Annotated in this window: 16 protein-coding genes and 3 pseudogenes; 15 read left to right on the forward strand and 4 right to left on the reverse strand. The window is 53.3% G+C overall.

Annotated features, from left to right (window positions below; all coding sequences use genetic code 11):
* The first annotated feature begins 5 nt into the window (after positions 1-5).
* From K7H94_RS22445 to K7H94_RS23260, 14 genes and pseudogenes are all read left to right on the forward strand, one after another.
* Positions 6-2555 (forward strand): AAA family ATPase, encoded by a 2550-nt coding sequence (locus K7H94_RS22445; RefSeq protein ID WP_222952530.1) that lies wholly within the window; start codon positions 6-8, stop codon positions 2553-2555.
* Between the two features lie 21 nt (positions 2556-2576).
* A complete protein-coding gene (locus K7H94_RS22450; RefSeq protein WP_222952531.1) occupies positions 2577-4649 on the forward strand; it encodes a type VI secretion system Vgr family protein in 2073 nt (690 codons plus the stop codon).
* 13 nt (positions 4650-4662) lie between these two features.
* Positions 4663-6819 carry a DUF2169 family type VI secretion system accessory protein gene (locus K7H94_RS22455; protein WP_222952532.1) on the forward strand — a complete coding sequence of 719 codons (2157 nt, stop codon included), beginning with the start codon at positions 4663-4665 and terminating at the stop codon, positions 6817-6819.
* Entirely contained in the window at positions 6816-7910 is a 1095-nt protein-coding gene (locus K7H94_RS22460) for a pentapeptide repeat-containing protein (protein WP_222952533.1), read from the forward strand. The genes K7H94_RS22455 and K7H94_RS22460 overlap by 4 nt, the downstream gene beginning before the upstream one ends.
* Positions 7903-8469 (forward strand): DUF3540 domain-containing protein, encoded by a 567-nt coding sequence (locus K7H94_RS22465; protein WP_222952534.1) that lies wholly within the window; start codon positions 7903-7905, stop codon positions 8467-8469. Before K7H94_RS22460 ends, K7H94_RS22465 begins: the two co-directional genes overlap by 8 nt.
* Positions 8470-8471: 2 nt before the next feature.
* Complete coding sequence (locus K7H94_RS22470) at positions 8472-8837, forward strand: PAAR-like domain-containing protein (protein ID WP_222952535.1); 366 nt, start codon at positions 8472-8474, stop codon at positions 8835-8837.
* Between the two features lie 499 nt (positions 8838-9336).
* Complete coding sequence (gene tssK, locus K7H94_RS22475; protein ID WP_222952536.1) at positions 9337-10692, forward strand: type VI secretion system baseplate subunit TssK; 1356 nt, start codon at positions 9337-9339, stop codon at positions 10690-10692.
* The gene (locus K7H94_RS22480; protein WP_222952537.1) at positions 10689-12182 is read left to right on the forward strand and encodes a DotU/TssL family secretion system protein; all 1494 of its coding nucleotides are present in this window, start codon (positions 10689-10691) and stop codon (positions 12180-12182) included. Before tssK ends, K7H94_RS22480 begins: the two co-directional genes overlap by 4 nt.
* A gap of 13 nt (positions 12183-12195) precedes the next feature.
* A complete protein-coding gene (gene tssM, locus K7H94_RS22485; protein ID WP_222952538.1) occupies positions 12196-15618 on the forward strand; it encodes a type VI secretion system membrane subunit TssM in 3423 nt (1140 codons plus the stop codon).
* Between the two features lie 29 nt (positions 15619-15647).
* Positions 15648-15995 carry a DUF6277 family protein gene (locus tag K7H94_RS22490; protein ID WP_222952410.1) on the forward strand — a complete coding sequence of 116 codons (348 nt, stop codon included), beginning with the start codon at positions 15648-15650 and terminating at the stop codon, positions 15993-15995.
* A 285-nt stretch (positions 15996-16280) separates the two neighbouring features.
* Positions 16281-16523: a hypothetical protein gene (locus K7H94_RS22495; protein WP_222952411.1), complete on the forward strand. Its 243-nt coding sequence runs from the start codon at positions 16281-16283 to the stop codon at positions 16521-16523.
* Between the two features lie 517 nt (positions 16524-17040).
* Positions 17041-17385: pseudogene (gene tnpB, locus K7H94_RS22500) on the forward strand (IS66 family insertion sequence element accessory protein TnpB).
* Positions 17386-17434: 49 nt separating this feature from the next.
* Positions 17435-18931: pseudogene (tnpC, locus tag K7H94_RS23345) on the forward strand (IS66 family transposase).
* A 203-nt stretch (positions 18932-19134) separates the two neighbouring features.
* Positions 19135-20135: pseudogene (locus K7H94_RS23260) on the forward strand (acyltransferase family protein).
* A 185-nt stretch (positions 20136-20320) separates the two neighbouring features.
* Here K7H94_RS23260 and K7H94_RS23105 read toward each other — a convergent pair.
* The 3 genes from K7H94_RS23105 to K7H94_RS23115 form a co-directional block, all read right to left on the reverse strand.
* Complete coding sequence (locus K7H94_RS23105) at positions 20321-20671, reverse strand: integrase core domain-containing protein (RefSeq protein ID WP_245001444.1); 351 nt, start codon at positions 20669-20671, stop codon at positions 20321-20323.
* Positions 20672-20680: 9 nt separating this feature from the next.
* Complete coding sequence (locus K7H94_RS23110; RefSeq protein ID WP_245001440.1) at positions 20681-20959, reverse strand: hypothetical protein; 279 nt, start codon at positions 20957-20959, stop codon at positions 20681-20683.
* A 189-nt stretch (positions 20960-21148) separates the two neighbouring features.
* Positions 21149-21415, reverse strand: a complete 267-nt coding sequence (locus tag K7H94_RS23115; protein ID WP_245001441.1) for a transposase — start codon at positions 21413-21415, stop codon at positions 21149-21151.
* Positions 21416-21719: 304 nt separating this feature from the next.
* On the opposite strand from K7H94_RS23115, the gene K7H94_RS22525 reads away from it, so the two are divergent.
* Positions 21720-22928 (forward strand): glycoside hydrolase family 5 protein, encoded by a 1209-nt coding sequence (locus K7H94_RS22525; RefSeq protein ID WP_222952414.1) that lies wholly within the window; start codon positions 21720-21722, stop codon positions 22926-22928.
* Positions 22929-23236: 308 nt separating this feature from the next.
* Here K7H94_RS22525 and K7H94_RS22530 read toward each other — a convergent pair.
* Positions 23237-24330, reverse strand: a protein-coding gene (locus tag K7H94_RS22530) for an IS3 family transposase (protein ID WP_245001445.1) whose coding sequence is annotated in 2 segments (ribosomal slippage) — positions 23237-24099 and positions 24099-24330 — 1095 coding nt in all. Because the reading frame shifts where the segments join, the coding sequence is not laid out codon by codon here.
* Between the last annotated feature and the right edge of the window lie 400 nt (positions 24331-24730).

A 24730-nucleotide genomic window follows, 5' to 3' on the forward strand; every position in this document is an offset into this window, starting at 1 on the left:
ACTGAATGCACTGTTATCGTGAAAAGTTATTTGCAAGGCTGGGAGAACCCGCTTACCAGAGCATGGTTGAAGCAACACGTCTTTGTCGCACTTGGCGCCATGAGTTTGTTGAGCTGGAACACTGGCTGAGATCTTCACTGTCCCATGTCGAGGGGGATCTGCACCTGTTGTGCCGACACTACAAGTTGGATACCGATCTTATCATTCGCGACATCGATCAAATCCTGCAAACGACGCCGGGACGTGTAAATAACGTTGCTGAGCTCTCTGAGTCACTTAAATACGCCATTGAGCGGGGATTTTTACTGAGCCAGCTTGATAACAGTGGGAACGATAAGGTACGGAGCATCCACATCCTCATTTCGCAGCTGGAAAGCAACGGCCATTTCCGCAAACTGTGCCGCCTGAGTGAGGAGTTCAGAAAACTTCCCCTCCCAGAAGTACTTACGCAATGGCCAGATGTACTTGCCGGATCGATTGAACATACGACCACCTCTTCCCAGCCTGCACTCATGGAAGAAAGTACACCATTATCAGGTAACCACGATGTCCTGACGCGCTGGTGTAGCGATCTGACGGAGCTTGCGCGCACGGGGCAAATTGACCCGGTTGTGGGCCGGGATAATGAGCTTCGACAGTTGCTAGACGTGCTGATGCGCCGTCGCCAGAACAATCCTATTCTTACGGGAGATGCAGGGGTTGGAAAGACAGCCGTGGTTGAAGCGCTGGCCCGACTGATTGTCCATGGCGATGTGCCACCCGCGCTAAAAAAAGCGCGTCTGCTTTCACTGGACTTAGGGCGTATCCAGGCAGGAGCTGGTCCGCGTGGTGAATTTGAATCGCGCATAAAAGCGCTGATGGATGCAATACAGTGTTCCGTAGATCCGGTGCTGCTGTTTTGCGATGAAGCCCACGCCTTGATCGGTGCTGGCGGCCAGGCGGGCACCGGGGATGCCGTCAACTTACTCAAGCCCATGCTCGCTAGAGGCGAGCTGCGGATGATTGCGGCAACGACCTGGACGGAATATAAACAATTCATTGAACCTGATGCAGCTCTGACACGGCGTTTCCAGACAATTGTCATTAATGAGCCTGATGCGGAGCAAGCCATTACAATGCTTCGGGCTGTTGCCGAGAAATTTGCCTCACATCATCAGGTGCATATTCGTGACAGCGCCCTGAAAGCAGCCGTAAAGCTTTCGATGAAAAATTTGCCTGAGCGAAAATTGCCCGATAAAGCCGTCAGCCTGCTTGACACGGCCTGCGCCCGGGCTGCACTTGCTCGCCACAGCGAACCGGCATCACTGACGGCTTGCCGTTCGTCACTTTTGTCCCTGCAACTCGAGCGTGAGTCGCTTTTGGCTGAATGCCATTTTCTCTTAGAACCTGACCCGGCACTGGGCCTTCTCGATATTCAAATAGCAGAGGCTGAAGAAGCATTAGCGATGCAACTGGCTGAACTACGTAATACCCGAAATCAAGCTCTGCTGCAGCAGGCGGGTCACGCGCTTTCACCAGCCGTGTCTAAGACGTCAAAGTTAATACCTGCCTGGGTGGACGAGTCTGTGGTAGCCCAGGTCCTCTCAGACTGGACGGGGATCCCTTCCGGGCGAATGCTGCAGAATGAAGTGCAGACGGTCCTTACACTGGAAGCGTCTCTCGGCGAGACCATTTTTGGTCAGCCCATTGCGCTGCAGCAGATTGCGCAGGCCGTGCGCATATCGCGCAGTAACCTTCAGAATCCCGAGCGCCCGCTGGGGGTGTTCATGCTCACAGGCCCCTCTGGTACCGGTAAAACGGAAACAGCGCGCGCGCTGGCTAAAGCCATGTATGGCGGCGAGCAAAGTTTAATCACCTTCAACATGAGCGAATTTCAGGAGTCTCATAGCGTATCAACACTTAAGGGTGCTCCACCGGGTTATGTGGGCTACGGAAAAGGAGGACAACTCACTGAAGCCGTACGCCGCAATCCGTGGTCAGTGCTTCTGCTGGACGAATTTGAAAAAGCGCATCCTGATATCCATGAACTGTTCTACCAGATTTTTGACCGGGGAGAGGCTGAAGACGGAGAGGGGCGCCGGGTAAGTTTCCGGCACTGCCTGATTCTGCTGACCAGTAACATCGGGAGTGAGGAAATCGCCTTTGAAGCTGATAAGGGACTGCCACTTTCCCTGTCTGCACTTCGCCCGATTGCGCACGATGCACTGGCAAAAACCTTTGCCCCGGCGCTGCTTGCCCGCATGACGGTGGTGCCTTACCTACCTCTTTCACCGAGCACTCTAGAGCAGATTGCTTTAAGCAAGCTTCATGAAGTTCACCAGCGGCTTAAGCAATACCACCAAGTCCCGTTACACGTATCCGGCAACGTTCCTCTCTGGCTCGCTGAACGGGTCGCCACACACCCTTCCAAAGGGAGGGCCATTGAATCTTTGCTGCAACAGACCCTCCTGCCTGAGATGAGCAGACAACTGCTCGAACACCAGCGAGACAACGTGATGGTATCGGCCATGCACCTCGATCTTATCGATGACACGCTATCGCTGCGTACTGAATGACGCACTAAAAGGGATAATCAGATGCCATTGATTGAATTAATCAGTAAGGAGCTCACACCGGAGCGTGCTTGGCCACTGTGTTTTCAGGCCGAAGACCCGCTGGCAGGCAATGTGCTTGCTTACCTGGAAATTGCCTCGCCAGAAGCCGATTTTGATTACGGCGAGCTGCTGGGTAAAAAGGTGACGGTGAGCATCGAACAGCAGCATGCCCCGCGTCGCCCGTTTAATCTGTTCATAGTAGGAGGCGAGGACAACGGTCTGCTAGGTCAGCAGTACGGGTACAAGCTTACCCTCAGTAGCTGGATGTGGTTTCTGGCGCAAAACCGAAACTGCCGTATCTTCCAGCAAAAAACTGTGCCTGCCATCATTGAAGATATTTTCGCCGGCTACAGCATTGCCCGCTACCGGCTTGAACTTCAGGACAGCTATCCTCAGCGGGAGTATTGCGTGCAGTTTGCCGAGAGTGATTTTCAGTTTGTGAGCCGGCTGCTGGAAGATGAAGGCATTAGCTGGTACTTCACCCACACCGATGAAGAACACACGCTTGTGATCACCGACAACCAGCAACCCGCCCCCCTGCCTTTCGGGTATGACGCGCTACTGTTCAGCCCGGACGGCGAAGAGCAGCGCGCCATCCGCGAAGGCATTCAGCGCCTGAAACGCACCCGCCAGGCACACCCCAGCGACATCGTCCTGCGGGACTTTGATTATCTGAACCCCCGAAATGATTTACAGACGCGCGCAGAGGGCGTGCCGACAACACCCGGGGATATTCAGCTTGAATGGTACGATTATGCCAGCGGCTACCATGATCGCGATCGCGGCGAATCACTGGCACGCATCCGCCTGCACACCTTTGAGGCTCAGCATCAGCTGCTCACGGGTGAGAGTAACGCAACCGGACTGATGCCCGGATTTAGCTTTAGCCTTGAACGGCATCCCGATGCCAGACGAAACAGGGGTTACCGTTTATTGCGCTGCGAGTACCGTTTTATTCAGGACGGGCCCGACAGCACGGCACAGGGCCGCAATGTGCGCTGCCTTTTCACCGCAATACATGACGATGTGGACTGGCACCCACCGCGCATCACCCCTAAACCGCACGTATCCGGTCTGCAAAGCGCGACGGTCGTTGGCGCCCCCGAAAGCGAAGTGCATACCGACAGCCATGCCCGCATACGCGTGCACTTTCACTGGGACCGTTACAAAACCCGGGAAGAAGACGCGTCATGCTGGATTCGTGTAGTTCAGGCGTGGGCGGGTAAAGGCTGGGGAGTTCTTGCCATGCCGCGTGTGGGCCAGGAAGTGCTGGTGGGTTACATCGATGGCAACCTTGATCGCCCTATGGTTACCGGCATTGTTTATAACGGAGATAACCCGCCGCCATACCGCTTACCTGAACAGATTAACTATTCCGGGTTTGTCTCCCGCTCACTCAGGCAGGGCCAGCCCCAGAATGCCAGCCACCTGACCTTTGATGATAAACGGGGAAATGAGCGCGTCATGCTCCATGCCGAGCGTGATATGCAGACTACAGTTGAGCGTAATAAGGCTGAAGATGTGGACAATGATGCCTATCAGCGAGTCAGGCGCACCATGACTGAGGAGTATGGAAACCATATTGTTCAGCGCAATACCCACTTCAGCACCACAGGGACGCAGGTCAAAGAAGTCGACTGCAGCTTTACCTCGACAAAAACTAGCGTCACCTCCACCGACGAATCCACCAGCTCAACAGGCTCAAGCACCAGCTATACCGCGGTCAGCCGCTCGGTAACAGGCGTCAGCGAGTCAACCACGGGTGATTCAACCTCGCGCACAGGCTCAAGCACCAGCTATACCGCGGTCAGCCGCTCGGTAACAGGCGTCAGCGAGTCAACCACGGGTATTTCAACCTCGCGCACAGGCTCAAGCACCAGCATGACCGGGACGAGCACCAGCTTTACCGGCAGCAATACCGGCTTTACGGGCATGTCCATGAGCACGACCGGTACCAGCATCAGCAGCACGGGGCTGTCGATTGGCTACACCGGTGCGGCGTGGTCGGACACCGGCGTGGACCTGAAAACGGTAGGTATGCAGAGCAAAAACTAATAAGGAAGCGCCAATGAGGATCATAAAACCACAGCAGCTCGCCGTGTTGAAAAGCGGATACCAGATTGGCCAGCAGAGCTGGCTGGGCGTGAGTCTGGTGGCAGGGTGCTGGCTGAGTAAACCTGCACACTTCGCCACTTTCACTCAAATCTGGCAGGCATGGAGTCGCGCTCCGCACGGTTTTCCGGTGCTTGACAGCGCAGAGCCTAAGCCGTTTGCAGAATTTCTACTGGCAGGCATCGTTTCACGTCCGGGCACAGCGGCGCGAGCCGCGGCATCCGTGACAGTCGGTCCGCTTGATCGTCACTGGCAGATAGACGCCGAACGCGATGACAGCGGGCAACTGCTGCCTTTTACGCCCTGCCCGCTGTCCCATGAGCAAACACTGCTTACCGGGGACAATCCATTGGGCGGGTCAGACGCACGCCTGGTAGGCGCAGATGAAACTACGGGACTGATTGCCCCAACTCCGGTACCCCAGCAGTTTCCCTTACGCCAGCGCTGGCTTTCTGCGGTACAGCCTGAAATGCAGAGCGAACATTACCGGCAGCATGTTTTTCCGGGCATGCCGGCTGCACTGGACGCAAGATACTTTCAGCTGGCGCCTCAAAGCCAGCAACTGCAGAGCCCGGCGTGGAGTGCAGGCACACAGATTCATCTCATGGGTTTTAGCAGTCAGGATAGTGCCCAGCATTTTACGCTTCCGGAGATTGAAGCCCGTTGCTTTTATCAGCGTCGGGACACCGCCCCCGCTGCGCTGGATATGCCGCTCAAAACTCTATGGCTGCTGCCTGACAGCAACCTCATTTTACTGGTTTATACGGGCCGGATACCGCTTACCCACCTGCTTGATGACAGTATCGTCACCTTTGCCGCAGCACTAGATAACACTCAGGCAAAACGCCCGGACAGCCATTTTCTGGATGTCTTAGCCAGACGCTCAGCAGCTGATGCCCCTCCTTTTGAGTTTTTATATGACCCAGACCTGATGCCCTCTGGGCTCCCATTGGATGCTATTGTGATTGGCGGGCCCGCGGCGCAGGAAGGGCATCCCTGCGATCAGCGTCTTGTTCAGGAGTGCTATACCCGAATAAATCAGCTCCGCGGACAGGGTGCGAAGAGCGATACAGATATCATACCTCCCGATCTCAGCGAGCTGGACTCGCTCGGCTCAAATGGTCGGGAGCAGTCGCTTTCTGCAGGCCTCACACACCGGGGCAAACATTTCACACTTTCGATGACCGGCTCTTATAGCAACATCCTCTTTCAGGATTGCCGTTTCAGTGACTGTCAGTTCCGCTCGGGCGTGTGGCATCAGCTGCAATTTGAGCGTTGTCGTTTTGAGAACTGTCTGTGGGATGATTTCGCGATAACGGACAGCATGTTAACGCAGTGCACGTTTACTGCGTGTCGATCCGACGGTTTTTCCGTGGATCAGGTTTCCGCACGTGATACGCAGTTTATCGGTTGTGATTTTACCGCGTGGCATTCAAGCGCCTGTCGCTGGGACAACCTGCTTATGCAGCGCTGTCAGTGGCCCGCAGCCAGTTTCAGTAATGACATAATTACTGGATGGACGCTTGATGACAGCACGCTTCCTGATGCGGTTTTCAAAAAAGGCTTGGCCGAGCGCGTACTGATACGAAAAGCTGACCTGCATGGATTGAGAGTTTATCACTGGACACTTTGCAAAGCCTCTCTCGTTAATACCGATCTCAGCAGCAGCTATTTTAGCCACTCGGCTATTGATGGTATGACGTGTGCCCAGGATTGCAACCTGTCCAGAAGCGAGCTAAGTGAGTGTGTGCTTAAAAAAGTGGGGCTGGCACACGGTGATTTGTACGCAACGAAGTTTGAGGCCTGTGCAATAGAGGAGAGCAGCGCGGATGGTGCAAACCTGCGTAAGTCTCACTTTACGCGCTGCGACATGGCCGGTATTCGCCTGCAGCAGGCAGATTTAGATAAGAGCCACTGGCATCAGACCAGCCTGCAGCAAGCCTGCCTGTATAACGCTTCTCTGTCACACGCGGTGTTTACCGACTGCAACCTGACGGGGGCCAATTTCGCCCATACCCATGACACTAACCTTGCCTGTTTTGACAACTGTCTGCTCTCCGCCGCGTGCTGGCTACCGCACCGCAAACAATCCAGCGAGGAGCAAGCACCGTGAAAAACTATCAACAACAGCTTGCCGTACTGCCGGAAGCGAAACGCATCGTAACACACATGCGCTATGAGCAGGCTTCTGAGCTCACGCACCTGTGCAACCACCACTTCACCGACTGTGCATTTACCATACTAGAGCTGGATGAAGCCGAATGGTCCGGGCTTGTTTTTGAGCGCTGCGAGTTCACCCACATCACCTGGAAAAACAGCGGTATGGCAGATTGCCATTTTATTGACTGCCGCTTTGTGCACTGTCGGTTTGAAGGAAGCGATTGCACTGAGTGGATAAGTCATAAATGCCATTTTGAGCACTGTGAATGGTTGCGTACCCAGAGCCGCAAGCTCCTGTTTCAGGACAGCCAGTGGAAGAATTTGAACATCAGAGACTCCATCAGTGAACACTGGAATGCCGTTAACCTCAACATGGACGGGGTTCACCTTCATGGAGGGCAAGCCTGCGACTGGAATCTATGCAGAAGCACCCTCGTGAACTGCCACTGGCAGGACGTTTTACTCCAGCGCTTCGTTACCGGGGAATGCCAGCTTAACGCAGTAAGGCTTGAGCATATCTGTGGTGTCGCGCCCGTCTGGTTTGCCTGCCACTGGCAGGGGTGTGACCTGAGCGGCCTGCATTTTATCGGTGGGAGTTTTCACCGTAATCACTTCAGGCTTTGCGATCTTAACGCAACCCGTTTTTCGGGCACCGTCATGTGCGAGTCAACGCTTGACGCCTGCCTGCTGGATGCTGCGCATTTTGAAGGGATTCAGGGGCAGCATATGCGCATTCAGTCCTGTTCTCTGACAAAAAGCCACTGGGCACAGGCCCATCTTAAGCATGCTGTTTTTGATAGTTGCATCGGAGAAAACTGCACCTTTACTGCCCCAGACTTACGGGGTGCAAACCTTGCTGGGCTACCGTGTTCTGCTTGTTTCACGCAGGCCCGCCTGCACAGCGCACAGGGGGTAACTGAACACGCTGCCTCTGTGCCGGAACCCCACCTGGACGAAATTGCCCGCTGGTATGCAAATGTACAGCCCGGCCCTACTCACCTTCGTTACGAACTTATAGCCACAGGAGCCAGTCGTTATGTCTAATGTTTACCCTCTCCCTGCGCCAGTGCCTTTAGCGGATAAAAACCGCCTCGTTGTCACGCTGTGTCAGCATACCGAAGGAACATTTTATGTTGCTGAGTTGCCCACCCTTTCTGTTCAGGCGGCAGTAAGCTGCCTGATTGCTCCTCAAAACGGGGACTGCGTTGCGGCGCTGAAAGTTGACGACACGCTGTGGGTGACGGACGTGCTGCACTGCGCAGACACTACCCGACCACTCACACTCCGCTCCGCCCACGCTGAGCTCGCCATTGAAGCCGACAGCCTGTCGCTTCGCGCAAGTCAGATGCTCACGCTTGAATCCCCCAAACTCACTCTGCTGAGCCGGACTTCCCGCTGGGTGGCGGAAAAAATGTTGCAGGTCGCTGGACACCTGCAGACCCGATGCCGCAGCGCAGAGCGCCTTGTGCGCGAAAGTGACAGCGTTCGCGCTGAGCATATTGCGCATCAGGCAGAGTCCAGTTACCGCGTTGACAGTGAGCTGACGGCGGTTAATGGTCGAAGTGTGCTGAAAATAGACGGCGGACAGGTTCATGTGGGGTAGATATGACGGCGGCGAATAACAATGCCAGCGGAATGAGTTTTGTGGGGTGTGACCCGATGATCCCGGTCTCAGGCCCCAACACGGCACCCAACAATATGGGGATCCCGAATGTAGCTAACTACTTTTGCTGCGGAAGCAATGAGCAAAACATGGCAACCCTGCGTCTGTCCACCCAAGACGAAGGCGGTGTTGCCGGTGTGGTATCGGGCACGCACTCGGCCGTTATGCAACCGATGCAGGGATCGTTGAAATACTTTATCCAGGGCATGCCCGCAACCCGGCTGGGGGATATGGCCATGACCAACGGCAACAACGCCGTGACGACGCAGATTGTTCCAAGCCAGTTCAAATATTTTATCAACGTATAAGCATCAGGAGTCAGGATGAAGTTACAGGGATTTGTTTCAGTCAGCGCTCTGCTGCTAACGGGCTGCAGCCTGATTCACTCGCCACCGCCGGCCACGGCCACTTCTGTGCCAGTGAAAACGATGGTGACGCTTACCACTGCGATGAACAGCAACCTGACCCCAGCCGGCAAAGCGCAGCCGGTCAGGGTATGCCTGTGGGCCCGGTCACAACCCCGTTTTATACCGTACAGCGCGTATCAAAGCCAGCCCTGCAGGGTATCCGGCAATGAACCGCCTCCGCTGTTTAATGACATTTTATTCCCCGGAACTCAGCAGAGCGTTTTTATCCCCTCCCCGACTGACGTGCCGCGTTGGCTTGTCATTGGCGCCGATTTTCAGCAGCCTGGTGCCACCCAGTCCCTGTTAGAAATACGTATACCCGAAGAAACGAACAGCCGGTTACGTATCTGCATCAGGCAGCAGTCGCTTTTTCTCCACTCGATAATAAGGAATTGATGCCATGTTTCCGACTTCCCGTACGGCCTGGATTGAAGGCATGCTGATGGAGCCACAACATTTTCAGCAGCAGGAGCGTTTTTTTGAACACCAGCTTGCGAGCCGGATGAAGTTTTTGCAGCGTTGGGGCTGGGGATTCAGCCTTTTAGAGGTGAATCAGGCGTTGCTTGAACAGGGGCTGGTGGCCATTACGCGTGCGTCGGGCGTGTTTCCGGACGGCACACCTTTCAGCCTGCCTGAAGAGGGACCGCTGCCCATGCCTCTGCGTCTGGAGCATGTTGTTGCAGGCCAGCAAATCTGTCTAATTCTGTCCATGGATTTGCCAATGAATGCGCTGGCAAACGCTCATGAAAACACACCTTCCGGCCGACTGAATTTAATTGATGCCGACATAGTCGATCGCTATCAGGGCATTGCCAGTCCCGGAACCCCCTCGCAGGTGACGCTGCAGATTGCACAGCTCAACTGTCGCCTGCAGCTCAAAGAGAGCGTTACCGGTGCAGAAACAGTGCTACCTGTGCTCACAATACGGGAACGACGGTCAAATGGATGCCTCATCGTTGATGAAAATGTGCTCCCGCCCCTGCTTGATTATCGTGCGACCGGCTGGTTACCGGATGCGCTGTCAGAACTCACAAGCCTCATCAGGCTCAGGCTTGAAAGTGTTTTCCGTCCGAATATGCATGGCACGATGGGGGGACTGTCCGAACTTCTGGAATTACTGCTGTTGCAGACGCTCAGTCGGGAACAGCTTCAGCTGAATCACCTTTCTCAACAATATCCGGTCCATCCCGAAGCGTTATTTCGCCAGCTGCTGACCCTACTTGGGCAGCTCAGCATTATTCCTGACGGTGAGCGCATATGGGAACGCAGTGACATTCACTACGATCATGCCAATCCATACCCGTGTTTTTTTAATCTATTCAACGCGATACGTCGCGCGTTATCTTTAGTCATCGAAGCACCCGCTGTTGCGCTCACGTTCAGTCAACGTGATGACGACATCTGGATTTGCAATATCGATGCTCAGATGAGGCTCGAGAAAGTGGTGTTCGCCATCTCCTGCGATCTGCCTGCAGAACACCTGCGGGTTTATTTCCCCGCGCAGGCGAAGCTCGGCTCCGTTGAGAGGATTAACCACCTTATTGACCTGCAGCTTCCTGGCGCTCGCCTGATATCAATGCCTTCCCCGCCGCGCCACATCCCCTGGTACCCCAACAGCATCTATTTTGAGGTGGACAACAGTGACGTGATAAGCCGCGAAATGTATGGCGCCTCGGCAATAGCGCTCAGTATCGTGGGCGAATTCCCGGGGCTTCGCTTTGAAGCTTGGGGACTGCGACAGGGAAAAATGGCATGAATGATTTCGAACGTCGCATCCGCGAAGCACTCAATCTGCAGGACGCTGACAACCCTGTTCAGACGCCCAGGCAAATTTTGTCAGGTACCCAGCAGATAACACGGGCAGCCACGGGAGCCCTTGCGGCGGTCAGTTCACTCAAAGGGCCGCTTTCAGTAAATACGAGCAATTCTGGCATGTCAGGTTTTGCTAAGCAGACTGCATCGCCCTTAACGGCAACGCCTCCAGAGGACATAACGGTCCACGCTTCAGTTAATCACATAGGCACGTCTGAACCTGCAAATGCCAGATTGCAACGCCCGGGCATGACACAAAGCGTCTGGGATAACAGCCTTATTGCAGCCGCCTTTCCGCTTTTGATGCAGGTCGCCGATATCAGGCATAACCCTGAGCGCTATGACGCCGTCTGTCGTGCGCAGTGGGGGCGGGAAGCCCAGCACTTTCAGCAAACGCTTATCAAACAAGGTATCCCGTTTGAAACCGTAAACCACCTGACATACCTGATGTTTGCATGGATTGACGAAACGCTTAGTCGACTTAATCTTCCCATCGCGATCACGCTGCTGGTGGAGTTTTATCAGGACGCATGGGGAGGTGAAAAGTGCTTTGAGCACCTGAATGGCTACTGGCAGGATCCGGTTGCGCACCGTGACGTTCTGCAGTTCTACGATCTGGTCCTCTCGCTGGGCTTCTTTGGAAAGTTTGCCATGATCGAGAGGGGGCCATTGTTGCTCGCCGATCTGCGTCATCAGCTGGATTTACTCCTTTATCTTAAAGCCCCCACCACGACCCTGTCCCAAGTCAGTTCCAAACCTGTAAAACGCAAAAAGCAGTATGTGACGCCATTGAAGCTGATGAGGGCGGGAGGGCTTTCACTGCTTCTGGTGTGGGGTATCAGCAGCTGGCTGCTGCATGACGAGGCGCGCGATCTGCGAACGGCCATCGTGGCGTGGACCCCGCCCGAGCCTAAGCGCATAAACATTATGACAACCTTGCCCCAGCCGCTGCCGTCGATTCTCAAGGAAGGCTGGCTGGAGGTACGTAAAGACCCACGCGGCTGGCTGCTGATATTCACATCTGACGGTGCGTTTGCCACCGGTAAAGCCACGCTACTTCCGGAATTTATCCGTAAACGCAACATTGAGCGTCTTGGTGAAGCCCTTTCAGACTGGCCCGGCGATCTAGAAGTTATCGGCCATACCGACAGTGAACCTTTCAAAAAAGACCCTAATGCTTCGAACCTCCGCCTGTCACAGGCGCGTGCCGATGTCGTCGCAACGCGCTTACGCAGCGTGATGAGCAAAGACAGCAAATACGATCGGCAGATACAGATAACTGGTAAAGGAGACAGCGATCCGCTTGCGGATAATGATACAGAGGCCGGACGCAAACGTAATCGCCGGGTAGACATTTTATGGAAAATCGGCGAACGCGCTGCAGGATTGAATCTTGACACTGTTCAGACTGCCCACGCTGCAGGCACGCGATAACTAAGGAAGGGTTATGATTCGACGCATATTTGTAATTTTTTTTGCAGTGATGCTTTGCGCCACCCTCTGGTGGGTTGGCCCCCTAGTGGCCATCGGCAAATGGTGGCCGCTCTCTTCAGAGTGGATACGAGCGCTGTTAATCGCGTTTATTTTGCTCGCTGTGTTCGGTCCCTTTCTGCTCCATGCGTGTGTCCGTGCAACGGGCAGATTGCGCATTGACCTACACAGAACATCCTCGCAACCTGATGTCATGATTCAGCGCAGCCTTGATGCCATGGCAATATTGAAATATGTAAGTCTGGGTGAACAGCGCAGTGGTTTTTCTAAATTAAAGTGGCGCTTGCGCCGTGCCTGGCTTACCGATCGCCCGTGGTTTGTCGTGGTAGGGCCGGACAACAGTGGCAAAACTTCAGTGCTGAGTGAAAGCCAGCAGCTTTTTTTTCAAGCAGACCAGTATGGACGCCGTGCCGTGACCTCACCAGGTACGACCCGTGACGTCAACTGGTGGCTGAGCCAGCAGGCGGTCTGGATTGATACACCGGGCAAATGGAGCCAGTCTTCACCCGAAGGCGACAAAGATCGCAGCGCGTTAATGCGTCTGCTACGTCGGCATCGCGGTCATCCTACCCTTGATGGCATCTTTCTATGCCTTAATGCTCAGACCTTACTTAACGCATCACTTACATATTACAAAGCTTTGGTCGATGATTTACGCAGTCGCCTGCTGGATTTCGCGGCCGAAGCCAGAAGTGATCTGCCCGTTTACCTTCTACTTACCCACCTCGATCAACTCCCGGGCGGAAAAATTCTCCTCCAGTCCATGGATGCGACTCTGATTAACTCCGGTATCGGGTTCAGCCTGACTGACGATAAAACGGACTTACCCACGGCGTTGCAGACGCTACAAGCACGCATGAGTAACTACGTGCTTGAACTGTTGCATCGCGTCAGCACGGATGAAGATCGCCAGCAATTGCTGGCACTAACGGAGGCGCTGGGTAGCTTGTCGGTACCGCTTCGAAATCTCATTTTGCAGGTCTTTCCAGCAGTGTCTGCCGGATACGGTGTCAGGCTACGCCATCTCTGGTTTGGGAGCAGCACGCCCTTAGCTGAACAGAGCGAGACGCTCGCGCCCTGTGATGTCAGCTGCGACGTTTATGTCGGTAGTGGATTATGGCAGGCAGCTTTCAGGCATGCCATCACGGAACGTCACATTCTTCAGTCTGGCAGGCCACCTGGCTCAGCCCTCAGCCGTTTGCGCCGGGGATTCTGCTGGATGCTGTCTGTTGCACTACTTGTTACCAGTTGCCTCTGGTTGCTCAACCGTTACCAGTGGGAGAAGGAGTTTGTCAGTTACCTGAATGCCGCTTTTGATGAAACGCGAAGGCTGGTGATGCAGATTCCCGCGTCGAATCGGCCAGGTGACAACCTAATCGCCGCCTATGAACAACTGGGCTACATTAATGTGCATCTTGAGAATAAGACCACGCCGCTTGCTAATCCCTATATTGAACACCGGCTGCTCAACAAGGCTGTGACGGCAACCTGGCATAGACATTTACTGAAAATTTTATGGCCAGCGATAGAAAGTTACGTGGTCTCAACACTTCATCAGGAGATACAGACGCCAGACAGCGACGTTTACGGAACACTTAAGCTTTACATGATGCTGGTAGAACCGGCACGCCGGGATCCAGCCGCGATGGTCAGCTGGTTTAATACCCGCTGGCATCTGTTTGCGCCAGCAGGCTATGCCAGCAACAATCGTGCGCTTTTTGGGTCACACCTGAAAGAACTGTTTTCCCTGGCAGCTACCCCGGCTTTGCAGCCTGATGCCACTCTTATAAGAACCGCGCGCGTGAAAGCCGCGGAAATCTCGCAGCAACAACGCGTACTGAATCGCCTTAAGGAAAATGCCTCACGTTTTACAATTCCGGATATAACACTGGCCAGCACGGCCGGATCCGAAGTGATGCTTTCTCTGCGGCGAAAGAGTAATTCTACCGTGAATGATGTTGCTGTTCCTGCTTTCTATACCCGTGAAAGCTACAAGGACATAGTTTTACCTTACCTGGAGGAAATGTCCCGCGCGGTGCTGGGCGAAGAGGCCTGGGTGATGGATCACCCTGATGATGCGGCTCTAGTGGAATCTTTAAGTACAGTACAACGACTGATAGCGGATACACGCACACTCTACCTAAATGAATATATCCGCCAGTGGAACCGTTTTGTTAATGATGTGCGAGCAAGGCCGTTGCAGGGCGTTGACGATGCTGCGCAGCTGGCCCGCCAGCTTGCCGAGCCCTCTTCGCCGCTTGCAAACCTGTTACGCGTTGTCACACGTGAAACCAGCTTGAGTGAGCGTCAGAGTGCAGGAGAGTTCGGCTGGTTGGCCAGTCAGCGTGTCAGATTTGAAAAACAAAAAAACAGGCTTCTAGATGAAATCTCGGGTGAACAAACTCGCTTCTCTTCAATACCCGAGGACGCTGTGGAAAACAGGTTCCAGGGCGTGCGACGGCTTGGTGCTGAACTTACCGCCAGTCATACGGAAAATGATGGCCTTATGCGCACTTTCAATGAGCTTTACAATCAGCTGGCTGCATTATCGATTCGCCTGCAAAACGGAGACGTCAAACCCAAGGACGGCGATTTGGACGCACTTAAAATCAATGTCGCCCGTCAGCCAGAGCCTGTCCGAAGCGTGATGATGGATCTTATTTCGCTGGGCAAAGATAGAATCGCTGAGCAGCGCAGACAGATGGTCTCACGCCACACGGCCTCTTTAGTTACAGGAGAGTGCCGTAACGTACTCTCAAATCGTTATCCCTTCGCAAGAACAGCCCGTGCCGAGGTCGGCATAGATGATTTTGCCCGCCTTTTTGGCAGAAACGGCGCGCTTCAGACCTTCTTTAATCAAAACCTGGCGCCGCTGGTGGATACCGACCAGCGGCCCTGGCGGCCGCATGAAAAAGGTATGGTGTCGGATTCAACGCTCCGCGCATTCGAAAATGCAGCAAAAATTCGCGATAACTGGTTCAAAGAAGACAATAAGCCCGGCTTTGGCTTTCTGCTTTCACCCGTCGTCCTTAGCAGCAATATTGCCGAAGCCACGCTGGATATCGATGGTCAGGTCGTTCATTACAGTCATGGCCAGAGTCAGCCGGTTCGGATGGAGTGGCCCGGGCCAAAGGGCGGCAGCTACGTTCGAATAACGTTTCTCACGTCCGGTGGGGCAATACAGACTGCTATCTTCGAAGGCCCATGGGCACTGTTGCGGTTCTATGACGCTGCATCGGTAAGCATCCGCGGACAGGACACGCGTGAACTGACAATTATGCTAAACGACGTCTCTGGCAGTTACCGCATAAACATTCGCGCCCTACAGCAAAATTTCCCTTTGTGGTCAAAGAATTTACGAAACTTCACCTGCCCCTGAGTGGGCGCAATGCGTCAGGAGAGAATAGCATGATTAAAGCCAATATCATTATGGATGCAGTCAAAAGCGGAATCGCAATTTCCCAGAATGTCCAAAACAGCTTTTCAGAGCAATTTGCACAGGCAACACAGACACAAAGCCTGCCGGGAGGCGAAACGGCAAGCACCGTTGCTGAAGGCAGCGGTGCTGCGTGCAGCACAATGACCGACAGGATGAACAGCACGTTAGCCGCGCTGAAAAGCGAACTGGCGGCACACCAGCGAATGCAGCAGCAAGCGATGCCTGAAGATTATGCCGTTGGCAAACACGATTTGCGTGATATGCCTGCCCGCGGATTTCCGGGTGAAGAGCCGTTCAAGGCTGACAAAGGGCGATAGTTTATGATAGCGGGCTTCTGGCCCGCTTAATTTAATCTTGTTAATTACTTCCCGTTATTAAACTAAACATACCAATAACCCTCTCTATTGTTTTCTTTTCCAGAATAAGAACAGTCTGTTGCTATATGAAGCAAGCGAATTTTCGAGTATGTATCCGTAAGTTATTCTGCTAACAATAGGTAAGCTTTTTTTATCGAAATTATCTTTTGAAGTATCACTAAATCATTATGTTTGAAGTTTGCTCATTAAACTATTCATTTGGGAGATCTATCCATGCGACTGTTCATGGATTTCTTTAAATCAAAAATGGAATCTTCCTCTTTTGAGGAGATGCTCTTAATTCCCGCATTTAATTCTGGTGATAAACTGACTCCTGATATTGCGGGTAAACAGTTAAGGCTTGCGCTGGGTGATATTTCTTATAATGTCGGATATTCCGCTAAGAACGTTTTGCATCCAAGCTATGATGAAATGCAATTACTGCTTCATAAGACATTTAGTGCAGAATGGCTGGACAAAAAAATATAATAATTGGGATCTAAGCTCGTGAGTTAGTATTAAAAATAATTTGGTGCATTAAGAGTTGAACTTTAAGCGTACAATGTGAACCATCTGGTCATAATCTGAAGCATACGACAAAGTGGTGTCCACCAAATAAGTAGTGTGAACTAAAGTGTCAGAAATGCAGAACAATGTGGCTCCCGGCAGAACGTAAGGGCTGCCCTAATTATTCTCCTAAGTTTAAGCAGCAGCTCGTTCCGCCTCATGCGAACCCGGAATATCCATTTCGAAACTGGCATTAACGCCAATCTGTTGTCAAATGGTACCAACAATGGCGCGAGGGAAAGCTGCTATTACCTTCTTCTGAGAGCCCTCAGCTACTTCCTGTGACTCTCGATGCAACTGCCGTACAGCCAGAAACGTTCGCAGAGCACCCGGAAACTCTCAACATCAGCTGTGAGGTAACGTTCCGGCACGGGGCACCGGGTCTCAATGGCACTGTCAGCGAAAAGCTTCTGACTCTGTTGATACAGGAACTGAAATGATGATCCCGTTAACTTCCGGAACCAAAATCTGGCTAGCTGCCGGTATCACCGACATGCGCAACGGCTTCAACAGCCTGGCCGCAAAGGTGCAGACGGCGCTGGAAGGCGACCCGATATACGCTCACGTCTTCATCTTCCGTGGCCGCAGCGGCAGCCTGGTCAAACTGCTGTGGTCCACCGGGAATGGGCTATGCCTGCTGACCAAACGGCTGGAGCGCGACCGCTTTGCCTGGCCGTAGTACTGCGATGGTAAAGTGTTGCTGACACCGGCGCAGCGGGCGATATTGCTGGAAGGCACCCACTGGGGGCAACTTAAGCGGCTGCTGTCCTCCCTAACCATGTAGGTCTCTTTATTCTGGTTGCCGCAGAATAAGCCTGGTAAAATACGGGATTATTAACGACACCCCTTCTAACAATATCTTTCTGCTGAAACATCGCCTTGCCGAATACTAAGCACTGAAGCGTGCCCTGCTGGAAAGCTGGCCGACCGGAAGTTCGAGATAGATCCCCCGCAGGCACAACTGGATAAGCTTCGACGGATGAACTTCGCCAACAGTTCCGAAAAGGTCTCCCGCCGCATCGCACAGATGGAGGCTGACCTGAACCGGCTGCTGAAAGAAAGCGATACGCTGGCCGGTCGAGTGGATGCCCCTCCCGTGCAACGGTAGTTGCGACATACCCGTACCCCGAACCACTCCCCCGTGATGAAAAGCGACTGCTGCCAATAGAGTCATGCTGCCTGGACTGCGGTGGCGCGCTGAGCTATCTGAGTGAAGAAACCATAGAACAGCTGGAACTTATACGCAGCGCTTTCCGGTTTATCCGGACCGTACGTGAAAGCATGCCTGTGTTCAGTGCGATGCCATCTTTCAGGCGCCCGCACCTTCACGCAGGGTATGGCCGGACCGGGGCTGATGGCCCACGTGCTGAGCTCAAATTATGCAGAACACCCCCCTATGTAACGCCAGTCAGAAATGTACAGCCGTCAGGGTGTGACAATGAGTCGTTCACTGTTGTGGGCTGGGTGGATGCATGCTGGCCGCTGCTACCGCTGGAAGAGGCACTTCGGGACTATGTTCTGACTGACGGCAAGCTCCACGCCGATGACACGCCCGTCCCTGTGCTGTTGCTAGGTAATTAAGTTAATAAAGATCGGGTGGTTGTGGACCCACATTCGTGACGACTGTAATGCCGGATCAGAGCTGGCGACAGCGGGGTGGTTCGCTTACTCTCCAAACACCCGCAGAGCCATCTAGTTGGTTTCAGCGATGTTCTGCAGGCGGATGTGCGCGCCGGGTTCAACGAGTTGTACCGCGATGGCCGGATAACGGAAGCCGCCTGCTGGGCTCATGCCCGCCGTAAAAGTCGCGATGTGCACATCCGCACGCCATCGACGCTGATGGAAGAAGCTCTGAAACGTATCGGCGGGTTATATGCTATCAAGACGTAAATAAGGTGAACGCCGGCGGAGCGGATGCTTGCCGAACGTCAGCGGAAAACGAAACCGCTGCTGAAATCTCTGGAAAGCAGGCTGCGGGAAAAGATGAAAACGCTGTCGCGACACTCGGAGCTGGCGAAGGCGTTCACGTACGCCTTGAAGCAGTTGCAGGCCCTGACATAGTATGCGTAAGACGGTTGTGCCGAAGCCGCTAACAACATCGCTGAAAATGCGCTGCGGATGGTCAGTCTGGGCCGTAAAATTGGTTGTTCTTCGGTTAGGAGCACGGTGGTGAGCGCGGCGCGTTGCTATACAAACTGTTCGGGACGTGCAAACTGAACGGCGTGGATCCAGAGGGCTACCTACGCTAGGTCCTTGACTTCATAGCTGACTGGCCGGTCAACCGGGTCAGCGAGCTGCTACCCTGGCGCAACACACTGCCAACTGAATAACACCTCCCCGTTAATACGGCTCACGCTGTACGCTTACGTAAGTAATACTTCATCCTCATAAACAAATAGCTGAACTTGTTACGGCAGACTTTCCCATTTAGACTGGCCTCACCTTTTCAGAAACTTCATGAAATCTATACACATTAATGAAAATGCAATTGCAGTCCGTACAGGCTCTGCGCGGACTGGCCGCGCTCTCGGTGATGGCCTATCACTATCGTGAGGAGATTGATGCACAGTATCCCGGTCTGGGAAGTTCCATGTTTAACTGGGGGCTCACCGGGGTAGACCTTTTTTTTGTGCTGAGTGGCTTTGTTATAACGCTCTCAGTTTCACGCATGAATTCCGGAGTTGCGTCAGCGGCTGACTTTCTTAAGCGTCGTGCAGCTCGCCTGTTACCTGCTTATTTTATTCTGCTTGCCATTAACTTCCTGCTTGGCGGAGCAATGGCCACCTTCCACTACCCCGATAAGGTCCTGAATCTGATCAGCGCGCTGACTCTGACCGTTGCTTATACGCAGCACGGACCTTTCTATGTTGATGACGGCGGATTGTATGGGGTCCGGTGGACGCTCAATTATGAGTTTCTTTTTATCTGCTGATGGCCGTATCCCTGCTCACCCGATGGCGCTGGGCTGCATTAGCTGTTCTGCTGACGACACTCCTCATCATCGTTCCCGTCGGCAGTGGACAGAATCTGACGCTGAATACAGCCGGTTATGACTTCCCGCATGGCTACCTGAACCTGATGGGTAACCCAATCATCTGGGAATTCGCTGCGGGAGTAGTGACGGGGCTCCTGTGGCCGCACATGCGCAAATTGCCGGTTGCAGCACGTATTCCGATGCTTGTTGCAGGCACCCTGCTGGCCGTAATTCAGATCGTACTAAATCGCCATGTTGGTCATGGTTTAACTGAATCCGGTACGGTGCTGGCATTGTTATTAGCAGCAGTTGCCTTTAACGATGACTGGCTGGCTCGTATCACGCCGGGTTGGCTGGTATTCATCGGCGACATATCCTTTTCGCTCTACCTGTTGCATATGGTTACCATGCGGGTCGTGAAAAAAAACCTGTCCGTGGAGGGTGTCACGCTTTTTATAACAGCAATGATTGCGTCGGTGTTTATCGCATGGCTGTCTCATCGTTATGTCGAGCCTTTGGGGCAAAAGCTGTTCATGCTCGGGGCGACCTCACGCTCCTAATAAGCATTAGAAGAAATGAGCAGGCGTACCGAAATACGGAATATCTGACGAATAAAAGCGCGTGGAAAATGATTGTCCCCGCGGCATTTCCTCAGAATTTTCGCTAATAAGGATTATAATTAAAAAAACGTCCGAAAGTGACTCTGCCCCGAATATGATCCATGCATAATCAGGAATAACCGGCTTCAGGTTGGTTGCTTATTCTGGCAACCGGCAGATTCTTCGGCAAATTCGGATGGGGTCATCCAGCCCAGCGCAGAATGGGAACGACTCTGGTTATAGTGCGCCAGGCTTCGATTTTGCACCGGGCATCCTCCATCAACATAAAACCAGTTCTCGTTCAGGCATTCCTGCCGCAGCCTGCCGTTGAATGATTCCACCGTGGCGTTATCCGTGGGCGTAACCGGTCGCGAGAAGTCAATCCGGATATCACGTTCGTACACCCATTTATCCAGCATTTTTCCAGCAAATTCAGAACCATTATCAGTTTTCAGTAGCTGTGGCAGCGGTCGCCTCAGCGCTATTTTATTCAGCATCTCAGCCACTTATGAAGACCGCAGGTTCTGGCCCACGCAGATCCCCAGACATTCGCGCGTGTGGAGATCGATTACCGTCAGCAGGCGCAGCCGGCGACCGTCAAACAACGCATCGGAGACAAAATCCCTCCCCCATACATGATTGGGATACAACCCCAGCGGATGTGGCTGCCGTTTCAGCGCAGATTTTTTGCGACGGGGACGCTTTAGCCGCAGCGATAATCCCTGCTCGCGGTCAAGCCGGTAAATGCGCTTGTAATTATCGCGCCAGCCTTCCCGTTTCAGCATGACGTGAGCCATAGTGGACGTGGGTTTCGGCTATCTCCCTGATGCGCAGCCGCAGCGCGCTGTCGTCTGCCGAAACGGAGCGGTACCGTAACGAACTGCGGCTGACCTGCAGCGCAAAGCAGACCTGTCTCTCACTGGCACCGTAGCGGGTCTGCAAGTCCCTGACCCACTCGAGCAGGCGTGCCAGCGTCAGCTCTTTTTTACCAGCACGTCCTGCAGCATGGCCTTGTCGGGGCTCAGATCGGCAACCAGCCTCTTCAGGCGAAGGTTTTCCTCCTCGAGCTGCCGCATATGTTTCAGTTCTGAAGGAGAAATTCCGCCGTACTTATTGCGCCAGATGTAGAACGTGGCATCGGAGATGCCCAGCCTGCGGCAGACTTCCGGTACGGGCGTACCCAGCTCAGCCTGCTTCAGGGCAAAGACAATCCGCTCTTCGATGAATCGTGACTTTTTCATCGGCACAACCTCCGCTTGTGGGGGAGTGAATATCATGCCGGAATTCTGTTTCTGAATGGCGCAGGATTTCGGGTCAGGGTCAACTCAGATTTTATAAATGCAAAATAACAATATCTTTAGCGCATTACTGTCAGGAACAGTCCCAATTACTGCATCATGCCAGAAAGCCTCGGCATTGGAAGCATCCTTAGCTTAGACCCCATTCACATTGGTGGAACTCTGGTTTAATTTGATTAATGCATAGTATTGACTTGCGTGACGACGCCATTACTACATGTAAATCTAGCTGATAAAAGAGAAATTTATGACTCGCCAAAATAAACCTGCAAAGCTGTTCATTCTCACGTTGTTACTGGGCGCACTGACCACCACCGTCGTTCAGGCCGCTGATGAAATCGCTTTCTGGAATACGCCTAAAAAGGGCGGCAACAGCTTTAATCGCCTACCGCCTGACGCAGCCTATTTTGCAGCACTTCGTGCCTACGGTGCGAGCTGGGTACGTCTGTCTTACGATAAATGGCAGCCTGCAAAGCGCGACTTTCTGATAGGCGACGTCGACCATTATCAGGGACTAGTTCCGCAAGACCTGTCAATCTTGAAAGCTACCATCGAAAAAGCCCACGCCGCTGGGTTGAAAGTTGTGATCACTCCTCTCTCGCTACCTGGGATGCGCTGGTCGCAGAACAATGGTGATAAGTTTGACGGGCGGTTGTGGGAAAACAAAAAATACTGGCAGGAGAGCATGAACTTCTGGCGCGATCTGGCTAAAGCATTAAAGGACACGCCTGCCATTGCCGCCTATAACCTTATTAACGAGCCTGCGCCAGAGAAAAATGGCGGCCTGCAGGAACATGCTGCGCAGACAGATAGGCAACGTTGGTATCAGAATCAAAAGGGTAGCTCGCGGGACCTGCCAGCGTTCTATCAAAGAGTGATTCATGCCATCCGTGAAGTCGATCCGCTGACACCGGTCATGGTGGACAGCGGCTGGTACGCCGCCGCCGACAGTTTCAGCTACTGGCCGAAAGCACTCGACGATAAACGCGTCCTTTATAGCTTCCATATGTACGAACCTTATGAGGCGACTAGTGCTCCGAATCTCAAACGTATCAAACCTTACACCTACCCCGGCAAATCGCCTTTTAACGGTAAAACGCAAATGTGGGATGCGAAACGCGTGGCGAATTATCTTCAACAACCGTTTGACTGGGCGAAACGGCAGGGTATTCCGGCCAACCGCATGGTCGCAGGTGAATTTGGTTGTGTGAGAATGCTCAATAGTTGCCGTCAGTATCTGGACGACGTGATCACCGTTCTTGACGAGAATCAGATTCACTGGGCTTTCTATAGTTTCCGCGAGGACAGCTGGGATGCGATGGATTATGAATTAGGGAAAGGCAAAGTGCCGTGGTCATATTGGCAGGCGATTGAAAAAGGTACTCCAGATACGCTAAAACGCCACGCGACGCCAGAGTTTGAGCCGATCAGCCGACGGCTTGCCGGTAGTAAATAGAATGAGCAAATAATAGTAATGCCCTAACGACGGAAGAATGGCGGACACTATCCTGTGTGAAATAGTCCAAGCCAAACGGCACAGAAGGCTGCGTAGTACCAATTTCGACGCGTGAAAAAATGAAGGGAGAAGGGAACAATCATTCGGAGGGGCGGCCTTAAGACTGACAGGTTTGGAGGCGTTTGACTGAAATAGACCATCGACTGAATATTATCAGTTAGCCTTCAGTGAGAGTATACTGGAGTATGATAAAACGCGATTGCTGACGTGGGGCTGGTTTAACCTGCCCCCAGAATTAGATACAACCTTCAGTTAGTAATGTCGGTTGGTTTTTCTTCATATTTCCCGTTTCGCCAGCCCGCTGCAAATTCAGCCGGCGTCAGGTAATTCAGTGATGAATGTGGTCGACACTCGTTATAATCCTGCCGCCAGTCATTAATGATTTCCCGGGCATGTAGAATATCGCTGAACCAGTGCTCATTCAGGCATTCATCCCGAAAGCGACCGTTGAAACTCTCAATAAATCCGTTCTGCGTTGGCTTGCCCGGCTGGATTAAGCGCAACTCAACACCATGTTCAAAAGCCCATTGATCGAGCGCGCGGCAGGTAAATTCCGGACCCTGATCGGTTCTTATCGTTGCAGGATAGCCACGAAACAGCGCAATGCTGTCCAGAATACGTGTCACCTGAACGCCTGTAATCCCGAATGCCGTGGTGATCGTCAGACATTCCTTCGTGAAATCATCCACGCAGGTCAGGCACTTCATCCTGCGGTCGCTGGCAAGTGCATCCATGACAAAATCCATCGACCATGTCAGGTTCGGCGCATCCGGGCGAAGAAGCGGAAGCCGCTCCGTCGCCAGTCCCTTGCGGCGTCGCCTGCGTTTTACACTCAGGCCGTTGAGATGGTAGATGCGGTATACCCGCTTGTGGTTGACATGAAGGCCCTCCCGACGCAGTAGCTGCCAGATGCGCCGGTAACCAAAGCGGCGGCGCTCAAGTGCCAGCTCTGTGATGCGTAGAGACAGCTGCGCGTCAGCAGCCGGACGCTGAGCCGAATAACGGCAGGTCGACAGGGACAGACCTGCCAGCCTGCAGGCACGGCGTTGCGACAGGCCTGCGGCTTCACACATGACTTCCACGGCTTCCCGCTTCTGGTCTGTCGTCAGAACTTTCGGCCCAGGGCCACCTGAAGCGCCTCCTTATCCAGCATGGCTTCAGCGAGCAGCTTCTTGAGGCGGGCGTTCTCCTCTTCAGGCGACTTTAGCCGCTTCACTTCAGGGACTTCCATGCCGCCAAACTTCTTGCGCCAGGTGTAAAAGGTAGCGTCTGAAATGGCATGCTTGCGGCAGAGTTCCCGGGCTGAAACCCCGGCTTCGGCCTCGCGGAGAATACTGATGATCTGTTAGTCGGAAAATCGCTTCTTCATGGGGATGTCCTCATGTGACTGATGAAGACATTACTAACATCGCGGTGTATTAATCAACGGGGAGCAGGTCAGGTTGGCGGCGGCACATACACCAGTCATACCAGCCGCTGCGGGCAATTCTCAGTGTACGTCACATGGGTTTAATGCTGAACTCAACCTGATGCTTTTCGATAAAGACATACTTTATATCAGGCGCCTCGTGGGGATAATTCGCGCCCTTTGGGAGTATGACCAGCTCACCTGACTTAAAAGGACGAAAAGCGTTCAGTCACCATAAGGAACCACGAGTTCCTTCAACGTGCGTATAGAGGAATTAAAACGGTCAAAGCGCGTTATCATTAGCCATCCATTAAGGGTTGTTTCACGAGAGGAG

It is taken from the genome of Pantoea dispersa, assembly GCF_019890955.1.
Classification (GTDB): domain Bacteria; phylum Pseudomonadota; class Gammaproteobacteria; order Enterobacterales; family Enterobacteriaceae; genus Pantoea; species Pantoea dispersa.